This is a genomic window from Sphingopyxis solisilvae (assembly GCF_015475875.1).
Lineage (GTDB): Bacteria > Pseudomonadota > Alphaproteobacteria > Sphingomonadales > Sphingomonadaceae > Sphingopyxis > Sphingopyxis solisilvae.
In genome coordinates, this window is the sequence record NZ_JADKYM010000012.1 from 21,624 (window position 1) to 47,177 (window position 25,554).

The 25,554-nt window shown below is 65.3% G+C and carries 24 protein-coding genes and 1 other RNA gene; 5 read left to right on the forward strand and 20 right to left on the reverse strand.

The window, feature by feature from the left end; genetic code table 11:
- Positions 1 to 4 precede the first annotated feature (4 nt).
- The 6 genes from IR187_RS10200 to speB all read right to left on the reverse strand — a co-directional run bounded on the left by IR187_RS10200 (position 5) and on the right by speB (position 6,086).
- Positions 5 to 481 carry an SRPBCC family protein gene (locus tag IR187_RS10200; RefSeq protein WP_194954503.1) on the reverse strand — a complete coding sequence of 159 codons (477 nt, stop codon included), beginning with the start codon at positions 479 to 481 and terminating at the stop codon, positions 5 to 7.
- A complete protein-coding gene (gene alaS / locus IR187_RS10205; protein ID WP_194954504.1) occupies positions 478 to 3,123 on the reverse strand; it encodes an alanine--tRNA ligase in 2,646 nt (881 codons plus the stop codon). The genes IR187_RS10200 and alaS overlap by 4 nt, the downstream gene beginning before the upstream one ends.
- Before the next feature lie 61 nt (positions 3,124 to 3,184).
- Positions 3,185 to 3,925, reverse strand: coding sequence for a hypothetical protein (locus tag IR187_RS10210; RefSeq protein WP_194954505.1), 741 nt, complete (start codon positions 3,923 to 3,925; stop codon positions 3,185 to 3,187).
- Between the two features lie 123 nt (positions 3,926 to 4,048).
- Complete coding sequence (locus tag IR187_RS10215) at positions 4,049 to 4,636, reverse strand: hypothetical protein (RefSeq protein WP_194954506.1); 588 nt, start codon at positions 4,634 to 4,636, stop codon at positions 4,049 to 4,051.
- A complete protein-coding gene (locus tag IR187_RS10220) occupies positions 4,626 to 5,252 on the reverse strand; it encodes a glutathione S-transferase family protein (protein WP_194954507.1) in 627 nt (208 codons plus the stop codon). Before IR187_RS10220 ends, IR187_RS10215 begins: the two co-directional genes overlap by 11 nt.
- A gap of 18 nt (positions 5,253 to 5,270) precedes the next feature.
- Entirely contained in the window at positions 5,271 to 6,086 is an 816-nt protein-coding gene (speB, locus tag IR187_RS10225) for an agmatinase (RefSeq protein WP_194954508.1), read from the reverse strand.
- A gap of 313 nt (positions 6,087 to 6,399) precedes the next feature.
- Here speB and IR187_RS10230 point away from each other — a divergent pair, with 313 nt between their 5' ends.
- Positions 6,400 to 7,287: a DUF3592 domain-containing protein gene (locus IR187_RS10230; RefSeq protein WP_194954509.1), complete on the forward strand. Its 888-nt coding sequence runs from the start codon at positions 6,400 to 6,402 to the stop codon at positions 7,285 to 7,287.
- A gap of 207 nt (positions 7,288 to 7,494) precedes the next feature.
- On the opposite strand, the gene recA is transcribed toward IR187_RS10230, so the two are convergent.
- The 7 genes from recA to dapA all read right to left on the reverse strand — a co-directional run bounded on the left by recA (position 7,495) and on the right by dapA (position 15,656).
- Positions 7,495 to 8,574 carry a recombinase RecA gene (gene recA / locus IR187_RS10235; protein ID WP_194954510.1) on the reverse strand — a complete coding sequence of 360 codons (1,080 nt, stop codon included), beginning with the start codon at positions 8,572 to 8,574 and terminating at the stop codon, positions 7,495 to 7,497.
- Positions 8,575 to 8,702: 128 nt separating this feature from the next.
- Positions 8,703 to 9,053, reverse strand: a complete 351-nt coding sequence (locus IR187_RS10240; RefSeq protein ID WP_194954511.1) for a response regulator — start codon at positions 9,051 to 9,053, stop codon at positions 8,703 to 8,705.
- Positions 9,046 to 11,394, reverse strand: coding sequence for a hybrid sensor histidine kinase/response regulator (locus IR187_RS10245; protein ID WP_194954572.1), 2,349 nt, complete (start codon positions 11,392 to 11,394; stop codon positions 9,046 to 9,048). Before IR187_RS10245 ends, IR187_RS10240 begins: the two co-directional genes overlap by 8 nt.
- A 122-nt stretch (positions 11,395 to 11,516) precedes the next feature.
- Complete coding sequence (locus IR187_RS10250) at positions 11,517 to 13,577, reverse strand: M13 family metallopeptidase (RefSeq protein WP_194954512.1); 2,061 nt, start codon at positions 13,575 to 13,577, stop codon at positions 11,517 to 11,519.
- Between the two features lie 95 nt (positions 13,578 to 13,672).
- Positions 13,673 to 14,290: a DUF2062 domain-containing protein gene (locus IR187_RS10255; RefSeq protein WP_194954513.1), complete on the reverse strand. Its 618-nt coding sequence runs from the start codon at positions 14,288 to 14,290 to the stop codon at positions 13,673 to 13,675.
- Positions 14,287 to 14,772 carry an SsrA-binding protein SmpB gene (gene smpB, locus IR187_RS10260; protein ID WP_194954514.1) on the reverse strand — a complete coding sequence of 162 codons (486 nt, stop codon included), beginning with the start codon at positions 14,770 to 14,772 and terminating at the stop codon, positions 14,287 to 14,289. Before smpB ends, IR187_RS10255 begins: the two co-directional genes overlap by 4 nt.
- Positions 14,773 to 14,780: 8 nt before the next feature.
- Positions 14,781 to 15,656, reverse strand: coding sequence for a 4-hydroxy-tetrahydrodipicolinate synthase (gene dapA, locus IR187_RS10265; protein WP_194954515.1), 876 nt, complete (start codon positions 15,654 to 15,656; stop codon positions 14,781 to 14,783).
- A gap of 100 nt (positions 15,657 to 15,756) precedes the next feature.
- On the opposite strand from dapA, the gene IR187_RS10270 reads away from it, so the two are divergent.
- Both IR187_RS10270 and greB read left to right on the forward strand, forming a co-directional pair.
- A complete protein-coding gene (locus tag IR187_RS10270; protein ID WP_194954516.1) occupies positions 15,757 to 17,784 on the forward strand; it encodes a lytic transglycosylase domain-containing protein in 2,028 nt (675 codons plus the stop codon).
- Positions 17,785 to 17,790: 6 nt separating this feature from the next.
- Positions 17,791 to 18,306 carry a transcription elongation factor GreB gene (gene greB / locus IR187_RS10275; protein WP_194954517.1) on the forward strand — a complete coding sequence of 172 codons (516 nt, stop codon included), beginning with the start codon at positions 17,791 to 17,793 and terminating at the stop codon, positions 18,304 to 18,306.
- Between the two features lie 115 nt (positions 18,307 to 18,421).
- Here greB and IR187_RS10280 read toward each other — a convergent pair whose 3' ends face one another.
- Positions 18,422 to 20,131, reverse strand: a complete 1,710-nt coding sequence (locus IR187_RS10280; RefSeq protein ID WP_194954518.1) for a caspase family protein — start codon at positions 20,129 to 20,131, stop codon at positions 18,422 to 18,424.
- A 227-nt stretch (positions 20,132 to 20,358) separates the two neighbouring features.
- Here IR187_RS10280 and IR187_RS10285 point away from each other — a divergent pair, with 227 nt between their 5' ends.
- Positions 20,359 to 21,012 (forward strand): hypothetical protein, encoded by a 654-nt coding sequence (locus tag IR187_RS10285; protein ID WP_194954519.1) that lies wholly within the window; start codon positions 20,359 to 20,361, stop codon positions 21,010 to 21,012.
- 6 nt (positions 21,013 to 21,018) lie between these two features.
- Here IR187_RS10285 and IR187_RS10290 read toward each other — a convergent pair whose 3' ends face one another.
- Both IR187_RS10290 and rnpB read right to left on the reverse strand, forming a co-directional pair.
- The gene (locus tag IR187_RS10290; protein WP_194954520.1) at positions 21,019 to 21,174 is read right to left on the reverse strand and encodes a hypothetical protein; all 156 of its coding nucleotides are present in this window, start codon (positions 21,172 to 21,174) and stop codon (positions 21,019 to 21,021) included.
- A gap of 78 nt (positions 21,175 to 21,252) precedes the next feature.
- Positions 21,253 to 21,636: RNase P RNA component class A (gene rnpB / locus IR187_RS10295), an RNA gene on the reverse strand.
- Between the two features lie 332 nt (positions 21,637 to 21,968).
- On the opposite strand from rnpB, the gene IR187_RS10300 reads away from it, so the two are divergent.
- Entirely contained in the window at positions 21,969 to 22,388 is a 420-nt protein-coding gene (locus tag IR187_RS10300) for a DUF3703 domain-containing protein (RefSeq protein WP_194954573.1), read from the forward strand.
- 30 nt (positions 22,389 to 22,418) lie between these two features.
- On the opposite strand, the gene IR187_RS10305 is transcribed toward IR187_RS10300, so the two are convergent.
- The 4 genes from IR187_RS10305 to IR187_RS10320 form a co-directional block, all read right to left on the reverse strand.
- Positions 22,419 to 23,108: an N-acetylmuramoyl-L-alanine amidase gene (locus IR187_RS10305; protein WP_194954521.1), complete on the reverse strand. Its 690-nt coding sequence runs from the start codon at positions 23,106 to 23,108 to the stop codon at positions 22,419 to 22,421.
- A 74-nt stretch (positions 23,109 to 23,182) separates the two neighbouring features.
- Positions 23,183 to 24,040 (reverse strand): CheR family methyltransferase, encoded by an 858-nt coding sequence (locus IR187_RS10310; RefSeq protein ID WP_194954522.1) that lies wholly within the window; start codon positions 24,038 to 24,040, stop codon positions 23,183 to 23,185.
- Positions 24,037 to 25,137 (reverse strand): chemotaxis-specific protein-glutamate methyltransferase CheB, encoded by a 1,101-nt coding sequence (gene cheB, locus IR187_RS10315; RefSeq protein ID WP_194954523.1) that lies wholly within the window; start codon positions 25,135 to 25,137, stop codon positions 24,037 to 24,039. Before cheB ends, IR187_RS10310 begins: the two co-directional genes overlap by 4 nt.
- Positions 25,138 to 25,147: 10 nt before the next feature.
- On the reverse strand, positions 25,148 to 25,522 hold the full coding sequence (locus IR187_RS10320) for a response regulator (protein WP_194954524.1): 375 nt from the start codon (positions 25,520 to 25,522) through the stop codon (positions 25,148 to 25,150).
- Positions 25,523 to 25,554 lie beyond the last annotated feature (32 nt).

Genomic DNA, 25,554 nt, shown 5'->3' on the forward strand with positions numbered 1-25,554 from the left:
GGAGCTAGCCTTCCACCACCGCCGCCAAATTCGCCAGCGAGCTGTTCAACCCCTCGATATGATCCTTCGCCGCAATCCCCGGCGGCACATGGTGCGCGTCAACCGTCACCAGCGTGCCGCCGCCCTGCCGCGACAGATACCAGTGCATCGCCATCGTGCCGGAAAAGCGCGGGTCGTCAGAGGCAAATTCGACCTCCCATATGATCAGGCGTCCGTCGTCGAGGGTCGGGATATAGACCTCGACGACATCGCTGTCGTCGTCACTCTTGGTCTCGGCGTCGGCATCGTCGAAGGTCAGCCGCATCAGAAAGCCGCCGCCCGCACGCAGATCGACCTGCTCGAATGTGCCCGTTGCTCCCGCGGGCGGCAGCCACCTCGCGAGCTTCGCCTCGCTGGTGAAGGCGGCGAACACATCAACCAGCGGTGCGGCGATCAGGCGTTCGGCATGATCGGTGCGCCGCGTCTTTTTCGTCGGCTTCAAGCGAGCGCGGCCTTCACCGCCGCCACCGCATCGTTCGCGGCGCCGCCGTTCGGGCCGCCGCCCTGCGCCATGTCGGGCCGCCCGCCGCCGCCCTGCCCGCCCAGCGCCGCAACCGCGGCCTTGACGAGGTCGACCGCGCTATGATTGCCCGTCCGGTCGTCGGTCACGCCGACCGCGACCGAGGCGCGGCCATCGTTGACCGCGACGAGCATCGCGACGCCGCTGCCGACCTGCTTCTTGAGCCCGTCGACCGTGCCGCGCAATTCCTTGGGGTCGAGCCCGTCGACGACTTGCGCGAGGAACGCGACATCGCCGACCTGTTCAACCGCCGGGCCGCTCGCAGCGCCAACGCCGCCGCCCATCGCCAGCGCCTTCTTCGCATCGGCGAGGTCGCGCTCGGCCTTCTTGAGCTGCTCGGTGAGCTGCGCGACACGCGCCGGCACCTCGTCGGGCGACGACTTGAGCGCCGCCGCCGCGGCCTTCAGCGCCTCGTCGCGGCTGTTCAGCCATTGCCGCGCCGCTTCGCCGGTCAGCGCCTCGATGCGGCGCACCCCCGACGAAACCGCGCTTTCGCCGACGATCTTGAACAAGGCGATGTCGCCCAGCGCGCGGACGTGCGTCCCGCCGCACAGCTCGACCGAATAATGATTGTCGGTTGCCTTGCCCATGCTGAGCACGCGCACCTCGTCGCCATATTTCTCGCCGAACAGCGCGAGCGCGCCCGCTGCGACGGCATCGTCGGGGGTCATCAGCCGCGTCGTCACCGGCTCGTTGCCGCGGATCTGTGCATTCACGTCCGCTTCGATGTCGGCGATTTCCTCTGCCGTCAGCGCCTTGGGGTGCGAAAAGTCGAACCGGAAGCGCTCGGCGGCGACCAGACTGCCCTTCTGCGTCACATGCCCCCCGAGCCGGCCCCGCAGCGCCGCGTGCAGCAGGTGCGTCGCGCTGTGATTGGCGCGAATGCGGTCGCGGCGCTCGGCGTCGACGGTCAGTTGCACCGTGTCGCCGACCTTCAGCGTCCCGGCTTCGAGCTTGGCCTGATGCGTGTGCAAACGGCCGAGCGGCTTGCCGGTGTCGCTCACCACCGCCTTCGCGCCCTCCAGCGTCGCGATCGTCCCCGCGTCGCCCATCTGGCCGCCGCTTTCGCCGTAGAAAGGCGTCTGGTTGGTCAGCACGACGACCGCGTCGCCCGCCTTGGCTTCCTCGACCGGCTGGCCGTCCTTGACCAGCCCGATGACCGTCGCCTCGCCCGCGGTCGAGGTATAGCCGGTGAATTCGGTGCTGCCATTGGCTTCGGCCAGGTCGAACCAGATGTCGTCCGACGCCTTTTCGCCGCTGCCCTTCCACGCCGCGCGCGCCGCCGCCTTCTGCTGCGCCATGGCGGCGTCGAAACCCGCGCGATCGACCGCGATATCCTGCGCGCGCAGCGCGTCTTCGGTCAGGTCATAGGGGAAGCCGTAAGTGTCGTAGAGTTTGAACGCGACGTCGCCCGCCAGCGTGTCGCCCTTGCCCATGCCGACGGTCGCCTCGTCGAGCAGCTTCAGCCCCTTGTCGAGCGTCTGGCGGAACTTGACCTCCTCGCGCTCCAGCGTCTCGGCGATCAGCGGTTGCGCGCGGATCAACTCGGGGTAAGCGGCGCCCATCTCGGCCGTCAGCGACGGCAGCAGCCGGTGCATCAGCGGGTCTTTCGCGCCGAGCAGATGCGCGTGGCGCATCGCGCGGCGCATGATCCGGCGCAGCACATAGCCGCGGCCTTCGTTCGAGGGCAGCACGCCGTCGGCGACGAGGAAGCTCGATGCGCGGAGGTGATCGGCGATGACGCGGTGGCTGGCCTTATGCGCTTCGTCGGCGGGCACATGCGTCAGCTCGACCGACGCCGCGATCAGCGCCTTGAACGTGTCGGTGTCATAATTGTCGTGGACGCCCTGCAACACCGCGGCGACGCGCTCCAGCCCCATGCCGGTGTCGATGCTCGGCCGCGGCAGATCGACGCGCTCGCCGCCCGGCAGCTGCTCATATTGCATGAACACCAGGTTCCAGATTTCGACGAAGCGGTCGCCGTCCTCCTCGGGCGATCCCGGCGGGCCGCCCCAGATATGGTCGCCATGGTCATAGAAGATTTCGCTGCACGGCCCGCACGGCCCGGTGTCGCCCATCGACCAGAAATTGTCGCTCGTCGGAATGCGGATGATGCGTTCTTCGGGCAGGCCCGCGATCTTTTTCCACAGATCGAACGCCTCGTCGTCGGTGTGATAGACGGTCGCGGTCAGCTTCTCCGGCGCCAGCCCCCAGGTCTTGGTAATCAGCGTCCAGGCATGATGGATCGCCTGTTCCTTGAAATAGTCACCGAACGAAAAATTGCCCAGCATTTCAAAGAATGTATGGTGCCGCGCGGTATAGCCGACATTGTCGAGGTCGTTGTGCTTGCCGCCCGCGCGCACGCATTTCTGCGACGAGGCCGCGGTGCTGTAGGGGCGCTTCTCAAGCCCCGTGAAGACATTCTTGAACGGCACCATGCCCGCGTTGACGAACATCAAGGTCGGGTCGTTGTACGGCACCAGCGGCGCCGACGGCTCGATATGATGCCCGGTGCCCCCGAAATAGTCGAGGAACGAGCGGCGAATGTCGTTGGTCGATGTCATGCGCGCGATCTAGTGCGGCGCGGCGCGTTTCTCAAGCGGAACGCGCGCGCCGGACACTCGATCACCGGCCACAGATCGCATTGAGGTCGTCATTGGACAGATTGCCGCGGTCGACCAGCGCCTGCGATATCGACCGCAGGTCATATTGCGCGATACGAAATTCGCCGGCGCGCACCCGGTGGACGGTGATCCCGCCGCAGGTCCCGGCGACGCCCGGGTGATCCATGACCACCGTGAAGAAAGCGTAGGCGCCCGGATATGCGGCATTTTTCGGATTGTTCAACCAGGTTTCGAGGCGGGGCAGCAGCTTGCCCTTCCCCGTCCAATGCATTTTCATGTCACGGATCAGGCGTTCCATATCCTCCTTGGTCGCCTCGGTCGCCGGGTCCATCATTTCGGCCGCCGCGGCGCTGTTGCCGCCATCCATATGCGCCAGGAAGCGGTTGATGAAGCTGTTCGCCCCCTGCGTATCAGCGGCACTGGCCTTCCAGTCGGCTGGAACCGGCTGATAGGGATCGGTCGCGGGATCGTAACAAGAAATGCTTTGGGTGTAATTTTCGATGACCGTGATGCTGCGCGCGGTGTCGACGCGGTTGTCGAAGCGGAACCGCCCGAAACGGACGCTAAGCGCGCCGCAGCGCCGTTTCGCCAGCGTCGAAATGCGCGCGACGATCGCGTCATACTCGGTCGCGTCGAAGGATTTGACCTGCGCCTGATACCCGCGACCGGGGACTTCGACGATCTTGATCTCCGGCGCGGCCTGCGCTGCCGCCAGCATCGCCGCGATGATCATCATTCCCATTTTATCCCCCAACACCCCCGACGCGGCACCGGCAAACCGGTCCCTGCCGCGATTCGGCACGATGCGACCCGCAACGACGGTGCGCAGCAAGCACCCGGCGTTCAAGAAAGATTTCGTGGCTTGTCAAAAGGCCGTCGCGATTCCCTTGCCGAGATAACAGGGCAACTGGCGCATCACGTCGGCCTTGGGAACGCCCTCCTCGATCAGTTCGGGCGGCACCTCCGACGTGTCGGTGCGCACGACGGTCCATTCGGCGCCAGGCGCAGTGCGGTGGACGACGACATAGCCGCAGTCCATCGTCCGGTCGGGACGGTCGCCGCGGAAGTCGAACGCGGCGTAAAGCCCCGGCGGCTGGCCCGCGGGATCGGCGTACCAGCTGACGCGCAACACGCGGAGCGTGCCGTCGGCCCACAGCACCGCGCGTTTGCGCAGGTTCATTTCCCATTCGAGCCGCGGGTTCGCCGCCTGGAACGACAGGCGCAGCATCGCATAGGCGCTGGCATAATCGCGTTTCGCCAGTGCCATCGTGTAAGCGGCGAAGCGGTTCATCGCGGCACTTTCATCCGCCGCCGCGACGTTGAACGCCGCGCCGTCGGGGCCGGCCGCGACGCGCTCCACCTCGGGACCGAGCAGCGGCACCTGCGCCGCCGCCGCGCCGCTCAGCAACCCCAGCGCGGCGAGCGGCAGCCAGCGGCGCCGGTCAATAGCCATAATAAGCGCCGCCCTTTTCGCGCGCGCGCTGCCAGGCGGGGCGTGCGTGACAGGCGTTCACGAACGCCGCGAGCTTGGGATAGCGCGGCGCCATGCCCTGCATGATCGCGATTTCGGCCGGAAAGCTCAGCATGATGTCCGCCGCCGACAGGCTGTCGCCGATGAAGTGCCCGCTGTCGCCGACGCGGCTTTCCATATAGGCAAAATGCGCGTCGAGCTGTTGATTGATCCGCGGTTCGAGCGGCGCCGCGGCTTCGCCGAGCCGCGCGGTATAGATGCGCAACAGGATCGGGGTCATCGCCGATCCTTCGGCAAAATGCAGCCATTCGAGATGGCTGACATGGTCGTCGGTGCCGCGCTCGGGGACTAGGTGCCCGCCGCCGTGGCGGTCGCACAGATATTCGGTGATCGCCCCCGACTCGATGATGACGCGGCCATCGTCCTCGATCACCGGCGATTTGCCGAGCGGGTGCACCGCGATCAGCTCGGGCGGCGCGAGGTTGGTGGTCGTGTCGCGGTCGTAATATTTGATCTCGTACGGCGCACCGATTTCCTCGAGCAGCCACAATATGCGCTGCGAGCGGCTGTTGTTCAGATGGTGGACGATCAGGGTCATTTCACTCTCCTCAAAGGGTCAGGCCTTGTATGTGCCGTTGCGATCGATCAGCGCCGCGAGCTCGCGAACCAGCTTGGCGCCGAGGATCGCGGTGACATCGCCAATGTCGCGGCCGGGATGATGCTCCACGATGTCGGCGCCGACGATCGGCGCGGTCTGTTTGTGCAACACCGCCAGCACTTCGCGCACCGTCAGCCCGCCGGGTTCGGGATGCGCAACGCCGGGCGCCGCCGACGGATCGATCCCGTCGAGGTCGATCGAGATATAGAGCGGGCCGTCAAGGACGGGGACGCGATCGGGGCTGAAATCGGCCATCGAAATGACCTCGACCCCAAAGCGCGCCGCCTGCTCGCGGCAATGGCCGTTAAGGGTGCGGATGCCGACCTGCACCAGCCGTGCCGCGTGACCGGCCTCGCAGATGCGGGCAAAGGGCGAGGCATGGCTGCGCGGGTTGCCGGCAAAATCGTCGTAAAGATCGGGGTGCGCGTCAAAATGAAGGATGTTCAACGGCCCGAAGCAGGTCGCCGCCGCCTCGACGAGCGGAAAGGTCACCGCATGATCGCCCCCGAGCGCCAGCGGCACCTCGCCATCCTCTTGCAGCATCACGATATGCCGCCGGATCGCGGCATCATCCTGCGCGGTGTTTTCGGTCAGCGGCAGATCGCCATCATCGGTGAACGCGATGTCGGCGCCGATCTCGGGGCCGAGTTCGCTCGCCATATTGCCGCGGTCGCTGAACAGCGCCGCCCGGATCGCCGCGGGACCGGCGGCAGCGCCGCGCTCGAAGCTGCTGTTGATGTCGGTCGGCAGGCCGAACAGGCGGATTGCGGGCATGGCTTGCTTGTAGCTGTTGGCAAGCCGCGCGCAAGGCGCGGCGAAAGGGATCGCGATGTTGAGACAGGGGAACGGCGACGACGAGAAGGAGGCCCGCTCGACAGCACCCTTGCTACCCCCCGTTCGCACCGGGCGAAGTCGAGATTTCACTCGACTTCGAGCATGGTCGATGGGTGTCTCGACTTCGCTCGACACGAACGGAAATGTAACGGCATTCGTTAACGACCAGTTGCGGACCTCGTGCAATCTGGGGAAGTAGCCACAACAGACGCTAAGCTAACGAAGGGAGCGTCGCGACGAGGATAGGTATGATGTGACTATGCCAAAATGGATTTTCTTCATCCCCTTTCTGTGGATTTTCGGTTTTGTGGCAGCTTCCATATGGTATCGCCGCTCGAAGGACGAACCCATTTTCCCACGATTGCCCGACGACGCCGATTTTGGTGAGAAGGGATGCTCTGGACGATCGCTCAAGAGCCCGTTGTCCAAGATTGGCGGTGCTAACCGATGTCTTCTCGTGACGGTGCGAGAAGGAAAGTTGACCATAACGCCTCAGTTTCCATTCAACCTCATGTTTCTGCCTGAGATTTACGGGCTAGATATCAAAGTGCCGGTTCACACCATTGCCTCTGTAAAACCAGTGTCGTCGCTATTCCAGAAGGCGCTACGAATCGAATTCACTCGCGGCGGCCCCGCGCCGGTGGAGGTCGTGCTGAATGACGAGAGAGGGTTCGAGCGAGCGATCAGCCCTCGCGTTACGGTGCCAGGCGATCGCGAGCTCAAAGAAGATCCGGGCCGACGAAAAAACCGCACCTTCTTGCTCGCTCGTACTTTCTTCGCAATTTGGGGAGCTGGTGCTTTGTTTGCGGCAGTTTCCGGCTTTCAGGATGATCAGCGATTCCGGCGAGATGGAATTGCGACCATGGCGACCTACGTAAATCCGAATCAAGCTCTCGATCACCAGACTGAAATGGGTGTCCTTCAATATGAGGTTGATGGCGTCGTTTATCGCGTGAATTCCATTTATGGAATCGGTCTGTTCGAAGTGGGCGATCATGAAAAGGTCTATTACTTGCGATCAAACCCGCAAGAGGCTCGCCAAGATTCCTATTCGAATTTCAACATGCTTTGGCTTGTGCTCGGTGCGCTGGGCCTGTCCGTATCAATCTTTGGCGGCATGGTCGCCAAGAGGATTTGGTAGTTCAAGCCAGTCAGAACGAAGTTGCTCCGAAACGTCCGCTTTCCACCCGAAAGCCGACATCTCTGGCAACACCGAAAAGTCGCGGCCGCCCAAAAGGTCAACGGCCGGCGGGTCCACCTGCGGGGAGAGGGGAGTGCAGGTGCAAGGGGCTGGAGACCCGCCGCCGTTTCCCGGTCGGTCCGCCCATGCGAACCGACCGGATCGGGATCAGTTGATATCGTCGCCCTCGTCGTCGGGGCCGGCCATCATTTCCTCGGCCACCGCGTCGGTGCGGCCGCGGATTGCGGCTTCGAGCCGTTCGCGCAGTTCGGGATTCTCGGTCAGGAAATTCTTCGCATTTTCGCGGCCCTGCCCGATGCGGATCGAATCATAGCTGAACCAGGCGCCCGATTTTTCGACCAGTCCGGCCTTGACGCCGATGTCGAGAATCTCGCCGATCTTGGAAATGCCCTGCCCGTACATGATGTCGAATTCGACTTGCTTGAACGGCGGCGCGACCTTGTTCTTTACCACCTTCACTCGCGTCGTATTGCCGACGATTTCGTCGCCATTCTTGATCTGGCCGGTGCGGCGGATGTCGAGGCGGACCGAGGCATAGAATTTCAGCGCGTTGCCGCCCGTCGTGGTTTCGGGGTTGCCGTACATCACGCCGATTTTCATCCGCAGCTGGTTGATGAAGATCACCATGCAGCGCGAGCGGCTGATCGAGCCGGTGAGCTTGCGCAGCGACTGCGACATCAAACGCGCTTGCAGGCCGACATGGCTGTCGCCCATCTCGCCCTCGATTTCGGCGCGCGGGACGAGCGCCGCGACCGAATCGACCACCAGCACGTCGATCGCGTTCGAGCGCACCAGCGTATCGACGATTTCGAGCGCCTGTTCGCCGGTGTCGGGCTGCGACACGATCAGCTCGTCGATATTGACCCCCAGCTTGCGCGCATAGACGGGGTCGAGCGCATGTTCGGCATCGACGAAGGCGACGGTGCCGCCGGTCTTTTGCGCCTCGGCGAGCGTGTGCAGCGCCAGCGTGGTCTTGCCCGAGCTTTCGGGACCATAGATTTCGATGACGCGACCGCGCGGCAGGCCGCCGACGCCGAGCGCGATGTCGAGGCCAAGCGAACCGGTCGAGATCGCCTCGACCTGCATCGCCTCTTTCGAGCCCAGTTTCATCACCGAGCCTTTACCAAAGGCGCGGTCGATCTGCGCGAGCGCGGCGTCCAGCGCCTTTTGCCTGTCCGTGTTGTTCACTGATTTCCCCGATTCGACGAGTGACAATTGACCGGCCATGTGCCGTCCTTTCCTGCTCTAAAGCGAAGGCTGAACCACCGCAACGCCGGAACTATGTACGACATTTGTTCTACTGGAACAAGAGGGGAACAAACTTTATTTGCACGGTCGTCGCGGGGGTCCCGACCCTAGGCCCCAAACTCGGCCAGCGCCGCCTCGATATCGCTGATCCGGAACGGTTTGCCCACCAGCCGGCGGTGCGCGTGGGCGGGCGGCAAGATGTCACCGCCACCCGAGGTAAAGGCAAAAGGAACGCCGCGTTCCGCCAGGGCGTCGGCGACCGGCCAGCCTTTGTCCTCGCCCAGATTGATGTCGACAAGCGCGCCGCCCAGCGGTTCGGCGGCGATGATCGCCAGCGCCTCGTTCAGGCTCGCCGCCTGCGCGGGCTCGGGCAGGCCGAGCGCGTCGAACATGTCGGCAAGCATCATGCCGATCAGCACATCGTCCTCGACGAGCAGGATTCGCGGCGGGTCAGCCATTTTTCGCCCTGTGTACGGCATCGTCGAGCGCCGCCGACGTCGCCTCGGCCAGCTGCGCGACAGAAAAGGGTTTGGGCAGAAAGGCGACGTCGTCGATATTGATCGACTGGCGCAATTGCTCCTCGGCATAACCCGACATGAAGAGGACCGGCAGGTCCGGCCGCTTCGCGCGCAACGCGCGCACCATCGCGGGGCCGTCCATCGTCGGCATCACGACGTCGCTGATGATCAGGTCGACCTTGTCCATCTGGGCAAAGCGTTCGAGTCCTTCCTCGCCCTGCGACGCGGTAACGACGGTATAGCCGGCGCGGGTCAGCGCGCGCTCGGCGACCGCGCGCACCATGTCCTCGTCCTCGACCAGCAGGATCGTGCCGCTGCCCCACTGGCTTTTCTTCGGCTTCGGCGGCGGCGCCGCGACGACGGGTGTGTCGCTGCCGCTGCGATGCACCGGCAGATAGATGGTAAAGCTGGTCCCCTGCCCCGGCTGGCTGTCGGCAAAGATGAAGCCCGCCGATTGCTTGATGATGCCGTAAACCGTCGACAGGCCCAACCCCGTCCCCTTGCCGACGTCCTTGGTCGTAAAGAAGGGCTCGAAAATCTTGGGCAGGACGTCGGGGGCGATGCCGGTGCCGGTGTCGCTGACCTTCAGCGCGCAATAATCGGCGGCCGGCATGAACTCATTGCCCATCTGGCGCACGTCGGCGGCCGACACCGGATAGGTTTCGATCGTCAGCGTCCCGCCGCCCGGCATCGCGTCGCGCGCATTGACCGCCAGGTTCATGATGACCTGCTCGAGCTGGCCGGGGTCGGCGCGCACCGCGCCGAGGCCGCGGCCGTGATGCACCGACAGCGTGACGGTTTCGCCGATCAGCCGCTTGAGCAGATGCGAGACCTCCGAAATCACGTCGGGCAATTGCAGGATCTGTGGACGCAGCGTCTGCTGCCGCGAAAAGGCGAGCAATTGCCGCGTCAGGCTGGCGGCGCGATTGGCGTTGCTGCGGATCTGCTGGATGTCGTCATAATCGCTGTCGCCCGGCGTGTGGCGCATCAGCATCAGGTCGCACGCGCCCAGAATGGCGGTCAGGATATTGTTGAAATCATGCGCGACGCCGCCCGCCAGCTGGCCGACCGCCTGCATCTTCGACGCCTGCGCGACCTGGCGCTTGAGCCGCGATTCCTCGCTCGAATCCTTGAGGCTGAGCAGCACCGCCGCCTCGCCCAGCCCGCGCACCCCGACGACGCGCATCGACACCGGTTCGCCGCTTTGCCCCGCCAGCCGGATCGACAGGTCGCCGCCGACCTGTTGCCCGCTGCTGTGGCGGCGGATCATGTCCGCCAGCGGCCCCTTGTCCTCGCCGACGACGATGTCGCCCGGATAGCGCGGCATCTTGCCGTCGCCGAGGCTCGCGGCGCGCACGAACGCGCGGTTCATGTAAAGAAAGCGCCCGTCGCGATCGACCAGCGCTAGCCCGAACGGCAGCAACGACAGCAGCGTTTCGACATAGGCCTGCGCGGTGCCGCGATCGGCGGGGCCGATTTCCTCGTCGAGCATCGCCAGCAGCACCGGCGTGTTGCTGTCGGCGGGGGCGAGCGGGATCTGCAACATGCGCAGCGGAGTCGCGCGCTCGCCCTCGCGGGCGAAATAGAGCGCGCCGCCATCGTCGATGCGCAGCATCGGCGCGACATCGCGCCCATTATAGTGGCGCGCATCGTCTTCGCCGAGCGCGCGGAGCAAAAACGCCTGATTGGCGGCGCGCAGCCGCCCCTCGGCACTGACCAGCGCCACCATCACGCCCGCCTGCCCCAGCGTTCGTCCGGCGGGACCGCCCAGATGCCGCAGGATTTCGGATACCAGGTCGAGCCGTTCGACCGCCGCGAATCGCCAGACCAGATAATCTTCGGCCTGGCCGGTGCGCGTTACCTGCGCGTTCAGGTGCAGGGGCCCGACCACCAAGCCGTCGGCGCGCCCTTCGCCGTCACGCCACGCCGCGCGGCCGGCGTTTTTCAGCGTTTCGGCGCCGCGGCCTTCCAGCGGCAGGCCGGGCGGCGTGACAAAGCCGCCCATCCACGTCGCAAACAGGTCGTTCGCACAGACCATCCGTCCCGCGCGGTCGGTGACCGCGATCGCGACATCGTCATGATTCACCGCCTGGCGCAGCATCGTCCAGTCGGGCAGCGCCGCCTCGCCCGCGACGCTGGCCGAGAACAGGCGCCGCGCCAGCAGCACCCCGCCGACCGCGACGGCCAGTCCGGCAAGGAAGCCTGCCGCGATCACCATGTCGCGCGTCGCCCAGAACAGCAGCCCGACCGACAGCAGCGCAAGTCCGCCAAGCAGTCCCATGTCAACGCGCGACAGCCCGGCCGGCACCGCAAGCGGGCCGGGGTCGCCCGCCCTCCTGATGCCATCACCATCAGTCGAGGGCAGGCTCGTCGCGGTCAAAGACAGTCCTTTAGTTTACGGCGTCACCAGATGCGGACGCGATCCTTGGGCGCCAGATACAGCTTCTGGCCTTCCTTGATGTGATAGGCTTTATACCAAGGGTCAAGGTTGCGCGAGACCCAAGTCCGCTGGATCGAGGGCGAATGCGGATCGGTCGTGATGCGCTGCGATAGATTCTGCTCGCGATAGTTCCGCCGCCACACCTGTGCCCAGCCGAGGAAGAAGCGCTGGTCGCCGGTCAGCCCGTCGATCACCGGGGCTTCCTTGCCGCCCAGCGACGCCTTGTACGCGTCATAGGCGACGGTCAGGCCGGCCAGATCGCCGATATTTTCGCCCAGCGTGAACTTGCCGTCGAGATGTTCGCCCGGCAACACCTCATAGGCGTTATATTGGGCGATCAGCGCTTCGCCTGCGGCCTCGAACGCCGCGACGTCTTCGGGAGTCCACCAGTCGGCGAGCTTGCCGGTCTCGTCATATTTCGCGCCCTGGTCGTCGAAATGATGGCTCACTTCATGACCGATCACCGCGCCGATGCCGCCATAGTTGATCGCCGGGTCGGCGTGCGGATCAAAGAAGGGCGGTTGCAGGATCGCGGCCGGAAAGACGATCTCGTTCATGCTGAAATTGGCATAGGCATTGACCGTCATCGGGGTCATCCCCCATTCCCAGCGGCGGATCGGCCCGCCTAGGCGGCTGACATTGTCGTCGTGCGCGAACTGGTTCGAACGCAGCGCGTTGCCGAACAGGTCGTCGGCTTTGATCTCGAGCTTGCTATAGTCCTTCCAGCGGTCGGGATAACCGATCTTGGTGGTGAAATTCGCGAGCTTCTGCTTGGCCTTCACCTTGGTCTGCGGCTGCATCCACGCCAGCCCGTCGATCCGGCGGCCCATCGCGGCGAGCACATTCTTGACCAGCTTGTCCATTTCCGCCTTGGTTTCGGGCGGGAAATATTTCGCGACATAATCCTGGCCGACCGCTTCGCCGAGGTTGCCGGTGGTGAAGTCGACGGCGCGTTTCCAGCGCTCCTGCATCTGCGGCGTTCCCGACAGCGCGGTGCCATAGAAGGAAAAGGCTTCCTGCGCGAACCGGTCGGGCAGCACGCCCGAAAAACCGTCGAGGCTGCGGATCATCAGCATGTCGCGCAGCACCGCGATCGGCGCATCGGCGAGCAGTTTGGCCTGACCGGTGAACGCGCTCGGCTGCGACACGAGCAGCACATCCTCGTTCACGCCGATGCCGCGGATAAACGTGGCCCAGTCAAAACCGGGCGCCGCGGCGGCCAGCTCGGCAATTGTCATCTTGTTATAGACTTTGACCGCATCGCTGCTGTCGTTCTTGTCCCAGTGGACCGTCGCAATCTGTTTTTCGAAATCAAAGATTGCCTTGGCCCGCGCCGCGGCGTTGGCCTCGCCGGCCAGCGTCAGCACATTTTCCAGATGCTTCAGATACGCCGCCTGCAACTTGGTGTTGCGCTCGCTGTCCTTCAGATAGAAATCGCGGTCGGGCATCCCGATGCCGCCCTGGAACATCGTGTAGATATAGGTTTCGGGATTTTTGTCGTCCTGCCCGACATAGCCGCCAAAGAAATGCTGGACGCCGTTGCGGTCAGCCTCTGCCAGCAGCGCGGCGAGGCCCACCTTGTCGGTGGCGCGAATCTTGTTCAGCCACGGCTCGATCGGTGCCAGTCCCTTGGCCTCGACCGCTGCACTGTCCAGATAGGCGGCATAGTTGCGCCCGATCATGCTGTTCGGATCGGCCTTCGCCGCTTCCAGTATCTCGCGTGTCCGCTGCTGCGACAGGTCGCCCAGCACCGTGAACATGCCGTAATTCGACTTGTCGGCGGGGATCGGCGTGTTCTTGGCCCAGGTGCCGTTGGCATAGGCATAGAAATCGTCGCCCGGCGCGACGCTCTTGTCCATGCCCGCGGTATCGAAACCGAAGGTGCCGAGTTCGGGCTTTTCGGCCGCATGCGCGGCGGGGGCGGTCGCGGCCTTTTCCCGCGCGGTTGCCGGTATCGCCACCAGCATCAGTGCGCCCAGCGCAGCGGTCGCCATCAGGCGCGAAGAAGTGAGTGTGCGGTTCATGATAGTCCCCAGTTCGTCCAGATTGCGCCGTTCCGCCCGCGGGTCGTGCGAAGAGGACCGGTGATCGGCCAGCTATACGCCTGCAAAAATCGGGTTCAACCAGCCGCCGTGTCGCTGGTCGATGCCTCATGTCGTTGGTCGCGAACACGCCGCAATTTGCGCCGCCAGCGCAGGCGAATCCAGTTGTCCCAGATGACCGAGGCGAGGACATAACCGACCAGCGCGCTCACCACCGAAATCACGAACAGGCCGGCAAGGCCGCCGAGCAGCGCGGTTCCGGCATTGGCGGTAAACCAGTGCCACCATTCGACGATCGAAGCGCCCTCGTCGTACAGAATATAAAGATTGGAGATATTGGTGTGCAAGCCGAACAAGGTGCTGCCAAGCCATACCGACGCAGCGATGATGAGCGGCGTGGTCACGGGATTGGACAAGAAAGTCATCGCCGCGCCAATCGGGATATTGGCGCGGAACGGCAGCGCCAGCAACGCCACGCCCAGAATCTGCACCCCGGGGATCAGAAAGAAAATGCCGATGAACAGCCCCAGCGCGGTGCCGCGGCGGACCGAGGTGCGGGTAAAACGCCACAAATGGCTATGTGCCACCCGGTGCGCGAACGGTTTGATGAAGCGGCTTTCCAGCAGCTCCTCGCGCGTCGGCGAGTTGCGGCGGATCCAGTTCATCACCGTCGCCTTGTCGCGCGAGCCGCTCATCCGCGCTCTTTCATCAGGCGCTGCTTGTCGCGCTTCCAGTCGCGTTCCTTGATCGACTCGCGCTTGTCGTGCGCCTTCTTGCCCTTGGCCAGCGCCAGTTCGACCTTGGCCCGGCCGCGGCTGTTGAAATAGACGCTCAGCGGTACCAGCGTCATCCCCTGTCGCGCGACCCCGGCGTGGACCTTGTTGATCTCGCGCCCGTTCAGCAGCAGCTTGCGCGGGCGCTTGGGTTCGTGATTGTGGCGGTTGCCGTGGCTGAATTCGGGGATGTTGCTGTTGATCAGCCACACCTCGTTGCCCTTCACCTCGGCATAGCTTTCCGCAATCGTGCCTTCACCGAACCGCAGCGATTTGACCTCGGTGCCCTGCAGCGCGATCCCCGCCTCGAACACCTGTTCGATGGCAAAGTCGAACCGCGCGCGCCGGTTTTCGGCGACGACCTTTTTCTTGTCGAACTCGGCGGCGGACTGCGGACGGGCCATGACGAAACCTAAATCACTCCTGCCGCGGACAATGCGGCGTCGACGGCGGCACGCGCATCTGCGTCCGCCGGAATGATAGGTAGGCGCACTTCGGGCGAAAACCAGTCATGCACGCGCGACAGCGCATATTTCACCGGCCCCGGCGACGTGTCGGCGAACATCGCCTTGTGCAGATCGAACAGGCGGTCGTGCAGCGCCAGCGCGCGCGTCCAGTCGCCCGCCGCGCAGGCCGCGGCAAAATCCGCGCACTGTCGCGGGGCGACATTGGCGGTGACCGAAATGCAGCCGGTGCCGCCCATGACGGCGTGCGCGAGCCACAAATCGTCGTTGCCGCTCAGCTGGCAGAAATCCCTACCCGCTCCGGCGCGGTGCGTCGTGACGCGCGCCAGATCGCCGCTGGCGTCCTTGATCGCGACCACCGAAGGTATTTTGGCCAGCTCGCACAGCGTTTCGGCGCTGATGTCGGCGACGGTGCGGCCGGGGACATTATAGACGACGATGGGCAGGTCGCTGGCGTCGGCCAGCGCCTTGAAATGGGCGATCATGCCCGCCTGGCTGGGCCGGTTGTAATAGGGCGCGACGATCAGCGCCGCCGCCGCGCCGGCCGCCTGCGCGTGGCGCATGTGACGCACCGCGGTCGCGGTGTCGTTCGATCCGCATCCGGCGATCACCGGCACGCGGCCCGCAGCCGCCTCCAGACAGGTGTCGATCACCTGATAATGTTCGTCGAAACCCAGGGTCGGGCTTTCCCCCGTCGTGCCGCACGGCACCAGCGCGCTCGACCCTTCGCGCACCTGCCAGTCGACCAGCCGCGCAAAGCCGTCGGCGTCGAAAGCCCCGTCGCGAAACGGTGTCACCAAGGCGGGAATCGATCCCGAAAACATGCCCGATCCTTTACAATAACCGCTCGCCGTCGGTAGAGTCCTGGCGGCGCGCCGCGTAATGAACGTCTATTCAGCGCCCCGCAAGGAGTTTGCCACTAATATGTCCGGCATGATGACGCTGACCCGAATTTCCCGTCTGGCGCTCGCGGCAGCGCTGCTTTTCCCCGCTGCAGCGCAGGCCCGCGAGCTGACTCCCGAACAAATGGCCTGGTACCGCGCCCAGATGGGGTTGGCATCGGCGTCTGGTCCGCCCCCATCGACCAGTCCGGTCGGCGACGCGGTGATGGAATGGCGGCGGCTGACCGCGAACAGCGGCGCCTCCTTCGATCAATTGTCGCGTTTCCTCGTCGCCAATCCGGGCTGGCCCGACGCCGACAAGATGCGCGTCCGCGCCGAAAAGGCGATCGCGCTCGACAGCTATGATCCGCCGCGCACCCTCGCCTATTTTCAGGCCTATCCGCCGCAGACCGCGAGCGGCCATTTGCGCCACGCGCTCGCGCTCAACGCAGCGGGCAGACGCGACGAAGCCCATGCCGCGGTGCGCCGCGCCTGGACCGGCGGAACGCTGGACGAGGCGGAAACGAGCCGCGTACTCAGCCTGTTCCCGGGCGCGATTTCGCTCGCCGACCATGACGCGCGGATGGACCGGCTGCTGTGGTCGAACGCCACCGCCGCTGCCGGCCGCCAGCTCGCCTTTACCTCCCCCGAACGGCGGAGCATTTTTGCGGCGCGCCTTGCCATGCGCAGTTCGGCGGTCGACGCCGCGATGCAGGCTGCCGCGGTCGAGGGCGCCAATCCGTCGATCGTCCGCACCGACCCCGGCTATATTACCGACAAGGCCACCTGGCTGCGCAAGGCCGGACGCGTCGGCGAAGCGCGCGCACTGCTCGCCGCGCCGCGTTCGCTTGCCGCCGCGCCAACCGATGCCAAGGAATGGCTCGCGACGTTGCTGACCAACGCGCGGCAAGCCGATAGCGGCGGCGACAAGACCACCGCCTATCATATCGCGCGGCAGCTCGACGACGCCTTTCCGCCCGGTACGGTGATCCGCGAAACCCCGCTGAACGTCCGCGACGATTATACCTCGCTGGCGTGGCTGGCGGCACAGATCGCGCACAAGGATCTGCGCCGCCCCGCCGAAGCGGCGCGACTGTATCGCGCCTATGGCGAAGCGGCGCGATCGGCACAGACGCGCACCAAGGGCTTCTATTGGGCCGGGCGGGCGGCACTGGCCGCCGGCGACGCCGGCAGCGCCAACGCCCATTTTGCCGACGCGGCGCAGCATTATGACCAGTTTTACGGGCAATTGTCGCTGGAACGGCTCGGCCGTCCGCAGCCCAAGCCAACCCCCAATCCGACGATCCAGGTCAGCAACGACGAAAAGCGCGCCTTCAACGACGACCGGCTGGTCCGCGCCGCGCGCGCGCTGGGCGAAATCGGCGCGTGGCGCGAACAGACCTTGTTCCTGCGCGCACTGTCGCAAAAGGCCACTTCGCCCGCCGACCATGTGCTCGCCGGCCAGCTGGCGTCGCAGATCGGCCGCCCCGACCTGGGCGTCATGATCGGCCGCAGCGCGCAGGCGAACAGCCTCGACGCGGTCGAAGTCGCCGGGTTCCCGACGGTGCGCGTCCCCGCGGGGCATGAGGACAATTGGACCTTCATCCACGCGATCACGCGGCAGGAAAGCCAGTTCGACCGCGAGGCCGTCAGCCACGCCGGCGCGCGCGGCATGATGCAGCTGATGCCCGCCACCGCGAACGAGGTCGCCGGAAAACTCGGCCTGTCGTACAACCGCGACCTGCTGACCACCGACACCAATTACAACATGACGCTGGGGTCGACCTATTTCCAGCAGATGCTGCGCTATTATGGCGGCAGCTATCCGCTCGCGGTCGCGGCCTATAACGCCGGTCCGGGCAATGTGAACCGATGGCTGCGCACCAACGGCGACCCGCGCACCGGGTCGATCGACATCCTCGACTGGATCGAAGCCATCCCGATTTTCGAGACCAAGAATTACGTGCAGCGCGTGCTCGAAAACGCGGTCGTGTACGACACGCTGCGCGAAGGCCGGACGTTGCCGCAGGCGCCGCTCAGCTTCTATCTCGGCAAGCGCACGCCGGGATAAGGCCGCGTGGCGGGGGAGAGGTCGAACATCATCAGTCCGGCGGGCTTCGCCGCGCTGCGCGCCGAATATGACGCGCTGCTGGGCAACGAACGGCCAAAGCTCGTCGAGGTGATCAGCTGGGCGGCGGGCAATGGCGACCGCAGCGAGAATGGCGACTATATCTATGGCCGCAAGCGGCTGCGCGAAATCGACCAGCGGCTGGGATTCCTTGCGCGGCGGATGAAGGCGGCGCGCGTCGTCGATCCCGCCGCGCAGCCCGACAAGGATCGCATCTGGTTCGGGGCGACCGTCGAACTCGCCGACGACGATGACAATCGCCGCAGCGTCACGCTGGTCGGCGACGACGAAGCCGAAGCGGGCGACGGCCGGATCGGCTGGAACAGCCCGCTCGCCCGCGCGCTGCGCGGCGCCGCAGTCGGCGATTTGCGCGTGGTTCAGCTGCCGTCGGGGCCAAAGGAGTGGGAGGTGATAGCGGTCAGCTATCCCACCGAAGAACCTTCTCCCCTTGCGGGAGAAGGATAGGGAGCCTTGGCGCGAAGCGCCTAGGCGAACTTGGATGAGGGGGCTGCGAGCCAAAGGCTCGCGCGGTCCGTTGGACCGCATACCCCGCACCGCCGCAAGGAGAGAGGGTTTGTTGTCACTCCCCGATCCCCGCAATCCACTCGCGCTGATCCTTGCGCAGCTCCGGCAGGTCGCGCGCCAGTTTCGCCCAATGCGCCGCCTCGTTCGCATCGACGGCAACCCCGATGCCCTTGGCATAGGCATCGGCCAGGATCGCGCGCGAACCGGCAAATCCGGCACGCGCCGCGGTGCCGCAATCGTCGATGGCGCGGGCCAGCGTCTTGTCGGCGAAATGCGCCTCGCACAGCCAGTGATTGCCTTCGGGGTTGCCCGCTTCGGCGATGGCGCGCAGCCGCGCCAGGTTCGCGGCGCGCGTATCGGCAAAATAGGTCAAGGCAAAGATGGCCGCCGGATGCCCTTTCGCCGCAGCTTCGCGATACAGCGCCTGCGACCGGGCAAAGTCCGGCGCGCCGAAGGTTCCGGCCGCAAGCCGATAGGCGAGATGTGTCTTGGCCTTGGAAAAGCCCGCGTCGGACGCCGCGACATAGAGGTCATAGGCGCGCCGGACATCGGCGGGTGACGGATCGTTGTCGAGCAGATGATAGGCCAGTTCCTGCTGCCCCGCCGGAAAACCCTGCGCCGCCGAAGCCTCCAGATAGGCGCGGGCGCGGTCCATGTCCTTTTTCAACCCGACCCCGAACGAAAACATATAGCCGACCAACTGCTGCGCGAGCGGATGACCGCCGTCGGCGAGCCCCACCAGCGTCGCCGCCGGATGGCGCGACAGCACATCGGCGATCAGCACCGGCTCGTCCTCGATCGCCAGCCGGTCGAGCGAGATGTCGGCGAGCGGGTCGGCGGCCGGGCGCGCGGCGCCACGCGTCGGCGCGGGCGTCGTCGCGGGTTCCGCCGCGGAGGCTAGCGCAGGGACCGCGGCCGGAATGTCGGGCGGCGCCACCAGATAATAATCGTCGAACCAGCTGCCATAGTGGAAGGGTTGCTGCGGCCCCAATTCCATGCCGTGCGTCCGCTTGTAAACCTCGCGCGATACGACCTTGAAATAGTCCGATATCTCGAGGCCGGGGATCGCCAGCTCCTTGACCACGGCGGCGGCAAACGGGCTGACTGGCGACCCCACCGGCGCGAAGTCGAGCGCGGGCCGCCCCTTTGCGGTCGAATAGAACACCGCCCCCTGCCCGATGTCGAGCAGCCCCAGCGGCGCCGATGCCGCGTCGCCCGCAGCGACATTGACATCCTCGATCCGTACCACCGGCTCGGCGGTGCGGCAGGCATCGACGAACAGCAGCGTAAAGGCACCCGCCGGCACCACCCGCTTCACCGCGGCCTCGATCGATAAATAGCGTTTCTCGACATCGGCTCGCCGCGTCGCCGGCGGCGCCTCCATCGGCACCAGCCAGTTGCGCCCGCCATATTCAAAGCCATGCCCGGCGTAATAGATGATCACCGATTTCGCCCCCGCCGCCTCCGCGGCAAAGCGCGTCAGCGCCGCGTCGAGCGTCGGCATGTCGGCGTTGCGGACGATCCGCGGCGAAATTCCGGCCTTGGCAAAGGCGACGCAGACATAGTCGATGTCGTTGACCGCATTCTTCAGCGACGGCCATTCCCAGTCATTATAGGCGCTGTTCCCGATCAGCAGCGCCACGCGCTCGCCCTCAAGCGGGGCGGTGCCGCAACTTGCCGCCGGTTGCGCAGCGGCGAGCGGCGTCAGCTGCACTAGCCCCAGAAAGGCAGCGCCAAGCGCGCCGATCCGCCATGATTTTCTCAACTGCCAGCCCCCTCGACGCATTTTCAGCTCCATGCAAATAATGGCGGAAGTCTGCGCAACTTCACTCGGAAATCACATATCGGCGACTTCCGACGGCCCCGAAACAGACGGTAGGTCAGCAAGAAAATGTAGGAAAGCGGAAATTGGCCTGTGCGCCCGATCACTGGCGGCGGCTGGACGATTTGCTAGCAGCTGATAATCTGCCGATGACCGGGGGAGATGATTTTATGCGCAGTCTGGGGTTCATCGCCGCGATTTCGCTGGGCGGGATGGTGCATGCGGCCGACCGGCCGGTAATGCCGCCCATCACCGATGCGATGTTGAACGACTGGCTCGAACTCGGCGAAGAGATCGAGACGCGCGCCGACGGCGACCTCAACGGCGATGGCGATACCGACACCGTTTATGTCGTCGCGAGTCCCGACGCGCGAACGCTTCGCGTCATGCTCAGCTATCGCAGCGAAGTCGATATCGGGCACGAGCCTGCGGGCGAACTCAAGCTCGGACCCGATCCGCTCGGCGCCGCGGGGCTAACGATCGACAAGGGCGTGCTGACGATGCGCGACCTGACCGGCGGCACCACGGCCTTGTCCGCGACCTATCGATATCGCGCGGTCCGCACGGCGGAGCGTCCCCGGATGCGGCTGATCGGCCTCGATGCAACAGTGTACAGCCGGACCTATGCCCATGACGGCAATGAAATGAGCTGGAATGTCGCGACGGGTGATACGATCACCACGCAGCTCAAGGTCGCGACCACGGGCAACCACGGCTATGACAAGCTCCATACGCGCAAATTCCGGCAACCGGTGCGGACCATCTATATGGAGGACACCCCCGGCGCCGAAGAGGAACTCGTCCGCCTAACCCAAGCGAAATGAGCGCGATCAGGGCTGGAGCAGCGCCGGGATGATCCAGATCGCCGACATCACGATCACCACCGCGATCAGCGAAAAGGCAAGCACATAGCGGACGTTATGTCCTTTGACCCCGCCGCTCGCTTCGGTTTCGTCCACTTCGACATGGTCGTCGACGATTTTCATGCTGTGTTTCCCTTCCAACTGGTCCGCTTCAAACGCGGCCCCGCGCGACGCGGTTCCCGCGCCATGTTTCGGGGAGAGAATGCCAGAGGGTCTGTAAGCCGGGTTCTGTCCACCCCGTTGCCGGGGATGGGCGATCATTCCTCTAGGCACATGGTTACCCATATGCTCAAGCAGTCAACCCGGACGGCGGGGCCGGAACCAGCCCTGGTTTCCCGCGCCATCCCTATTCGACCTTGCTCCCGGTGGGGTTTGCCGTGCCGCGCCTGTTACCAGCCGCGCGGTGCGCTCTTACCGCACCCTTTCACCTTTCGCCGGGCCGAAGCCGTTGGCGGTCTGCTCTCTGTGGCACTTTCCCTGACCCCCTTTCGGGGGGCCGCCGGACGTTATCCGGCACCGTGGTTTCCGTGGAGCCCGGACTTTCCTCCCCTTCCTTGCGAAAGCGGCGATCGCCCGACCCTCTGGCCGCACGAGTATAGCGCGAAGCGATGCGGAAGACGAGGGGGTGTTGGAAGTTGGTTTGGAGCGGAAACAAGACGATCCTCCCCGCTTGCGGGGAGGTGGCAGCGCGAAGCGCTGACGGAGGGGGGTGGCGTCCTTCAGCGGCGCGTCAGGCCGATAGCCCCCTCCACCACCGCCTGCGCGGCGGCGGTCCCCCTACCCGCAAGTGGGGAGGATTTCGCTGGCCACATCCGGCCCCATCCGCCCCTCACCAACAATATACCGGTTCTTTTCGGCGCTCGTCCCAATCCCGATTCCCATGATAGCGTCGCCCCGACATTCTGGAGACGCCCTTGATGAAACCCGCCCTGAAAACAGCCTTTGCGAACGAAATGGCGGCATCGCGCGCCGCCGAGGCGGCGGGTGACATGGCGCGCGCCAAACATCATCTGGAACGCGCGCATATTCTGGGCCAGCGCCGCTATTGGACGCACGTCCAGACACATTTCCACATGTGGCGGCTCGCGCGCAAACAGGCCGACCGCAAGGAAGCGCGCGGCCAGCTCGTCCGCCTGTTCGGCGCCGGACCCTTTCATCTGGCAGGCTGGGTTCCGATCGGCAACACCGGCGGCGCCGACGTTTCGGCGACGCGGCCGATGCCGATCCCCGCCGACCTCCAACCCTATCTGGCCGGTCATTCGCTGCGCAACGGGCTGATCCTGCGCGCGATTCTCGTCGCGCTGCTCGCCGCTGTATATCTCGTCCTGATGCGATAGCCGGCGCGGCGACCGACCCTCGCCGGTCGCTCAATTGCCCTCGGGCTGCGGCAGCAGCAGCGCGAGCAATATCGCGCGGCATTCGCCGTCGATCGTGCCGTCGATCAGCTCGGGGCGAAAGCGGCGCTGGAACGCGACCGTCGCCGCAAAACCGTCGGTCACATCATAGCCAAAGCGTTCGAGCGCCAGCAGAAAGCCGGCGTCGGTCCACAAGGGATCGGTCAGTTTCTTGCGCGGCCGCGGCAGCGCGAGGCGGCGGCGCGCCAGTTCCTCCCATGGGAACAGTTCGCCCGGATCCTGCTTGCGTGTCGGCGCAATGTCCGAATGCCCCACGACATTGCCGCGGGTGATCGCATAGCGATCCTTGATCATATGGACGAGCCGCACCACCGACGCGACCTGCGGGTCGGGAAAGGGGACATAGCCGAATTCGTGGCCCGGGTTGACGATCTCGATCCCGACGCTCGCCGAATTGATGTCGCTGACCCCGCGCCAGTGCGACCGGCCCGCGTGCCAGGCGCGCTTGTCCTCGGGCACCATCCGGGTGATCTGGCCGTCCTCGCTGACGACATAATGCGCCGAAACCTTTGATTCGGGGTTGGCGAGCCAGTCGATCGCCGCCGCGCCGCTCGGCATCCCGGTGTAGTGCAGCACGATCATCGAGATGGGCAGCGCGCGCTCGTCGAAATTGGGTGACCAGCGTTCGATAAAGTCGCTCATGCGGTTCGCGGCCCATTGTTAGTCCCGGGACGGGATGCCGATCCACCTGCGCCAGCGCGGCGCAAATTGCAAGGTCAGGCGGCGGCGGCGCGGCGCACCTGCTGGTCGGCGGGTTCGTAGAGCCCGCGCAGCCTCGGACTGGCGACGAACTGGTCGGTCTGGCCGAGCACGGTTTCCCCGGCGCCCAGCACCAGAAAGCTTTGCGGCGCCGCCATCGCGCGCAGCCGGGCGAACGCCTTTTGCCGCATCGGTCCGGAAAAATAGAGCAGCAGGTTGCGGCAAAAGATCAGGTCGGCCGCGCTGGCGAGCGGCGGCCGGTCGATGAGCATATTCTGCACCGAAAAATCGATCCGCCGCCTGAGGTCGGCCTTGGCGAGCCAGCCGGCTTCGGTCTGGTCAAACCAGCGCACCATACGCTGCACCGGCAGCCCGCGCTGGATCTCGAACTGGCTGTACAGACCGATGCGGGCGCGGCTGATCGCGTGATAACTGACGTCGGTCCCGACGATGTCGATCTGCCACCCCGCCCACGCCTCGCCCTGTTCGGCGATCAGCATCGCCAGCGAATAGGCCTCCTGCCCCGTCGACACCCCGCAATGCCAGATCGTCAGCCGCCGCTGGCGCAAATTGACCTGTCGCAAATGTTCAAGTGCGGTGCTTGCAATGTCGTCGAACACGCTGTGTTCACGGTAGAAATAGGTTTCGTTGTTCAACATCGCATCGACCGTGTCGTCGAGCAGCTGGCGGCTGTTCGACGTGACCAGCGCCGCGACCAGCGCGTCGAGGTCGTCGATACCATGGCGCTGCATCACCGGTTTCAGCGACATTTCGATGCGCCAGATGCGATTCGGCGACAGCGTCTGGCCGGTCCGCGATTCGAGCACCCCCATCAGCACGCGATAGGCCGACTCGCTGGCGCTGCTGCCCATCATGCGGGCCGTCGCCCGGGCAGGAAGCTGCCCAGCATCAGCGCGATTGCATCGGGGTTGAGCGTCGCGGCGGCAATGCCTGCCTTGGCGACGGCGCCGGGCATGCCCCAGATCACGCAGCTTTCGGGCGCCTGCGCGAACACCGTGCCGCCCGCCTGTTTCAGCCGCGCCGCGCCCGCGGCGCCGTCGCGGCCCATGCCGCTCAGCACGACGCCGACCCCGCTGTTGCCATAAACCTCCGCCACCGAACCGAACATCGGGTCGGCCGAGGGGCAGCAGCCATTGTCGACCGGGCGGTGGTCAAGCGCGATGGTCTTGCGGCGGCCGTGCGCGACCACCACAATATGCGCGTCGCCTGGCGCCAGATAGATATGGCCGGGCTCGATCACCATGCCGTCCGCCGCGACGAGCGCCCGCCGGTCGGTCATCGTCGCGATCTGTTTGGCGTAAAATTCCATAAAGGCGTCGGGCAGATGCTGGGTCAGCAGGATCGGCGCGGTGATCCGCGGGTCGAGATGCGCCAGAAAATTGGCAAAGGCCGGAATGCCGCCGGTCGATGCGGCGACCGCGATACATTCGAGCGGCTGGTCGCCTTCGACCGCCAGCGCGACCGGCGGCGCCGCGCGGCGTTCGGCAACGGGAACCGGCGCCGGATAATCCTGCTGCTGGCCAAGCGACAATATCCGCTCGGTCAGCACTTCGGCAAAGCGCCCCGAAAAGCTGCCGCGACCCGGTTTGGCGAGCGTGTCGCTCGCGCCCAGCGCCAGCGCCTCGATCGCGGCCGGGCCGCCCTCGACGCAGTTCGATGACAGGATCAGCACCCGCGCGCGCGCGGCGCGTTCCAAAATGTGCGGCAGCGCGTCGATGCCGTTCATCCCCGGCATTTCGATGTCGAGCACCACCACATCGACGGGTTCGCGTGCCAGAAAGGCGAGCGCGTCGTGCGCGGAAGCGACCGAGGCGCAGACTTGCAGGCCGGGCTGCTGGTCGACGATGCGCTCCAATATGCTGCGGACGACCAGACTGTCGTCGACCAGCATCACCCGGACGGTGCGCGCCGTTGGTTCGGGGTCGGGATCGAGGGGTTGTGGCCGCGCCATCGCCAGCGGCTCAGGCAACGCCGACGAGTTGCAATTTTCCTTCCAGCGTTTCGCGGTCGAACGGCTTCATGACATATTCGTCGGCCCCCGCCTCGATCGCGGCGCGAATATGGTCGATGCTGTTCTCGGTCGTGCAGAACACGACCCGCGGGCGTTCTTCATGCCCGTAATCGAGATCGTTGAACGCGCCCAGAAACTCCATCCCGCTCATCACCGGCATGTTCCAGTCGAGCAGGATGACGTCGGGCCGGTTGGCGCGGCAAAAGGTCAGCGCCTCCTGCCCGTCGGCGGCTTCCTCGACCGCAAACGACATGCTTTCAAGGATGTGGCGCGCGACCTTGCGAATGACTTTGCTGTCGTCAACGACCAGACAGGATTTCGACATCTAATTTACTCCAGCCCCGGTAATAGGCGCAT

Coding starts and splice junctions, on each gene's coding strand:
- alaS (WP_194954504.1), bottom strand. CDS start 3,123: ATGACATCGACCAACGACATTCGCCGCTCGTTCCTCGACTATTTCGGG.
- IR187_RS10210 (WP_194954505.1), bottom strand. CDS start 3,925: ATGGGAATGATGATCATCGCGGCGATGCTGGCGGCAGCGCAGGCCGCG.
- IR187_RS10215 (WP_194954506.1), bottom strand. CDS start 4,636: ATGGCTATTGACCGGCGCCGCTGGCTGCCGCTCGCCGCGCTGGGGTTG.
- IR187_RS10220 (WP_194954507.1), bottom strand. CDS start 5,252: ATGACCCTGATCGTCCACCATCTGAACAACAGCCGCTCGCAGCGCATA.
- speB (WP_194954508.1), bottom strand. CDS start 6,086: ATGCCCGCAATCCGCCTGTTCGGCCTGCCGACCGACATCAACAGCAGC.
- recA (WP_194954510.1), bottom strand. CDS start 8,574: ATGGCCGGTCAATTGTCACTCGTCGAATCGGGGAAATCAGTGAACAAC.
- IR187_RS10240 (WP_194954511.1), bottom strand. CDS start 9,053: ATGGCTGACCCGCCGCGAATCCTGCTCGTCGAGGACGATGTGCTGATC.
- IR187_RS10245 (WP_194954572.1), bottom strand. CDS start 11,394: ATGGGACTGCTTGGCGGACTTGCGCTGCTGTCGGTCGGGCTGCTGTTC.
- IR187_RS10250 (WP_194954512.1), bottom strand. CDS start 13,577: ATGAACCGCACACTCACTTCTTCGCGCCTGATGGCGACCGCTGCGCTG.
- IR187_RS10255 (WP_194954513.1), bottom strand. CDS start 14,290: ATGAGCGGCTCGCGCGACAAGGCGACGGTGATGAACTGGATCCGCCGC.
- smpB (WP_194954514.1), bottom strand. CDS start 14,772: ATGGCCCGTCCGCAGTCCGCCGCCGAGTTCGACAAGAAAAAGGTCGTC.
- dapA (WP_194954515.1), bottom strand. CDS start 15,656: ATGTTTTCGGGATCGATTCCCGCCTTGGTGACACCGTTTCGCGACGGG.
- IR187_RS10270 (WP_194954516.1), top strand. CDS start 15,757: ATGTCCGGCATGATGACGCTGACCCGAATTTCCCGTCTGGCGCTCGCG.
- IR187_RS10285 (WP_194954519.1), top strand. CDS start 20,359: ATGCGCAGTCTGGGGTTCATCGCCGCGATTTCGCTGGGCGGGATGGTG.
- IR187_RS10290 (WP_194954520.1), bottom strand. CDS start 21,174: ATGAAAATCGTCGACGACCATGTCGAAGTGGACGAAACCGAAGCGAGC.
- IR187_RS10300 (WP_194954573.1), top strand. CDS start 21,969: ATGAAACCCGCCCTGAAAACAGCCTTTGCGAACGAAATGGCGGCATCG.
- IR187_RS10305 (WP_194954521.1), bottom strand. CDS start 23,108: ATGAGCGACTTTATCGAACGCTGGTCACCCAATTTCGACGAGCGCGCG.
- IR187_RS10310 (WP_194954522.1), bottom strand. CDS start 24,040: ATGATGGGCAGCAGCGCCAGCGAGTCGGCCTATCGCGTGCTGATGGGG.
- cheB (WP_194954523.1), bottom strand. CDS start 25,137: ATGGCGCGGCCACAACCCCTCGATCCCGACCCCGAACCAACGGCGCGC.
- IR187_RS10320 (WP_194954524.1), bottom strand. CDS start 25,522: ATGTCGAAATCCTGTCTGGTCGTTGACGACAGCAAAGTCATTCGCAAG.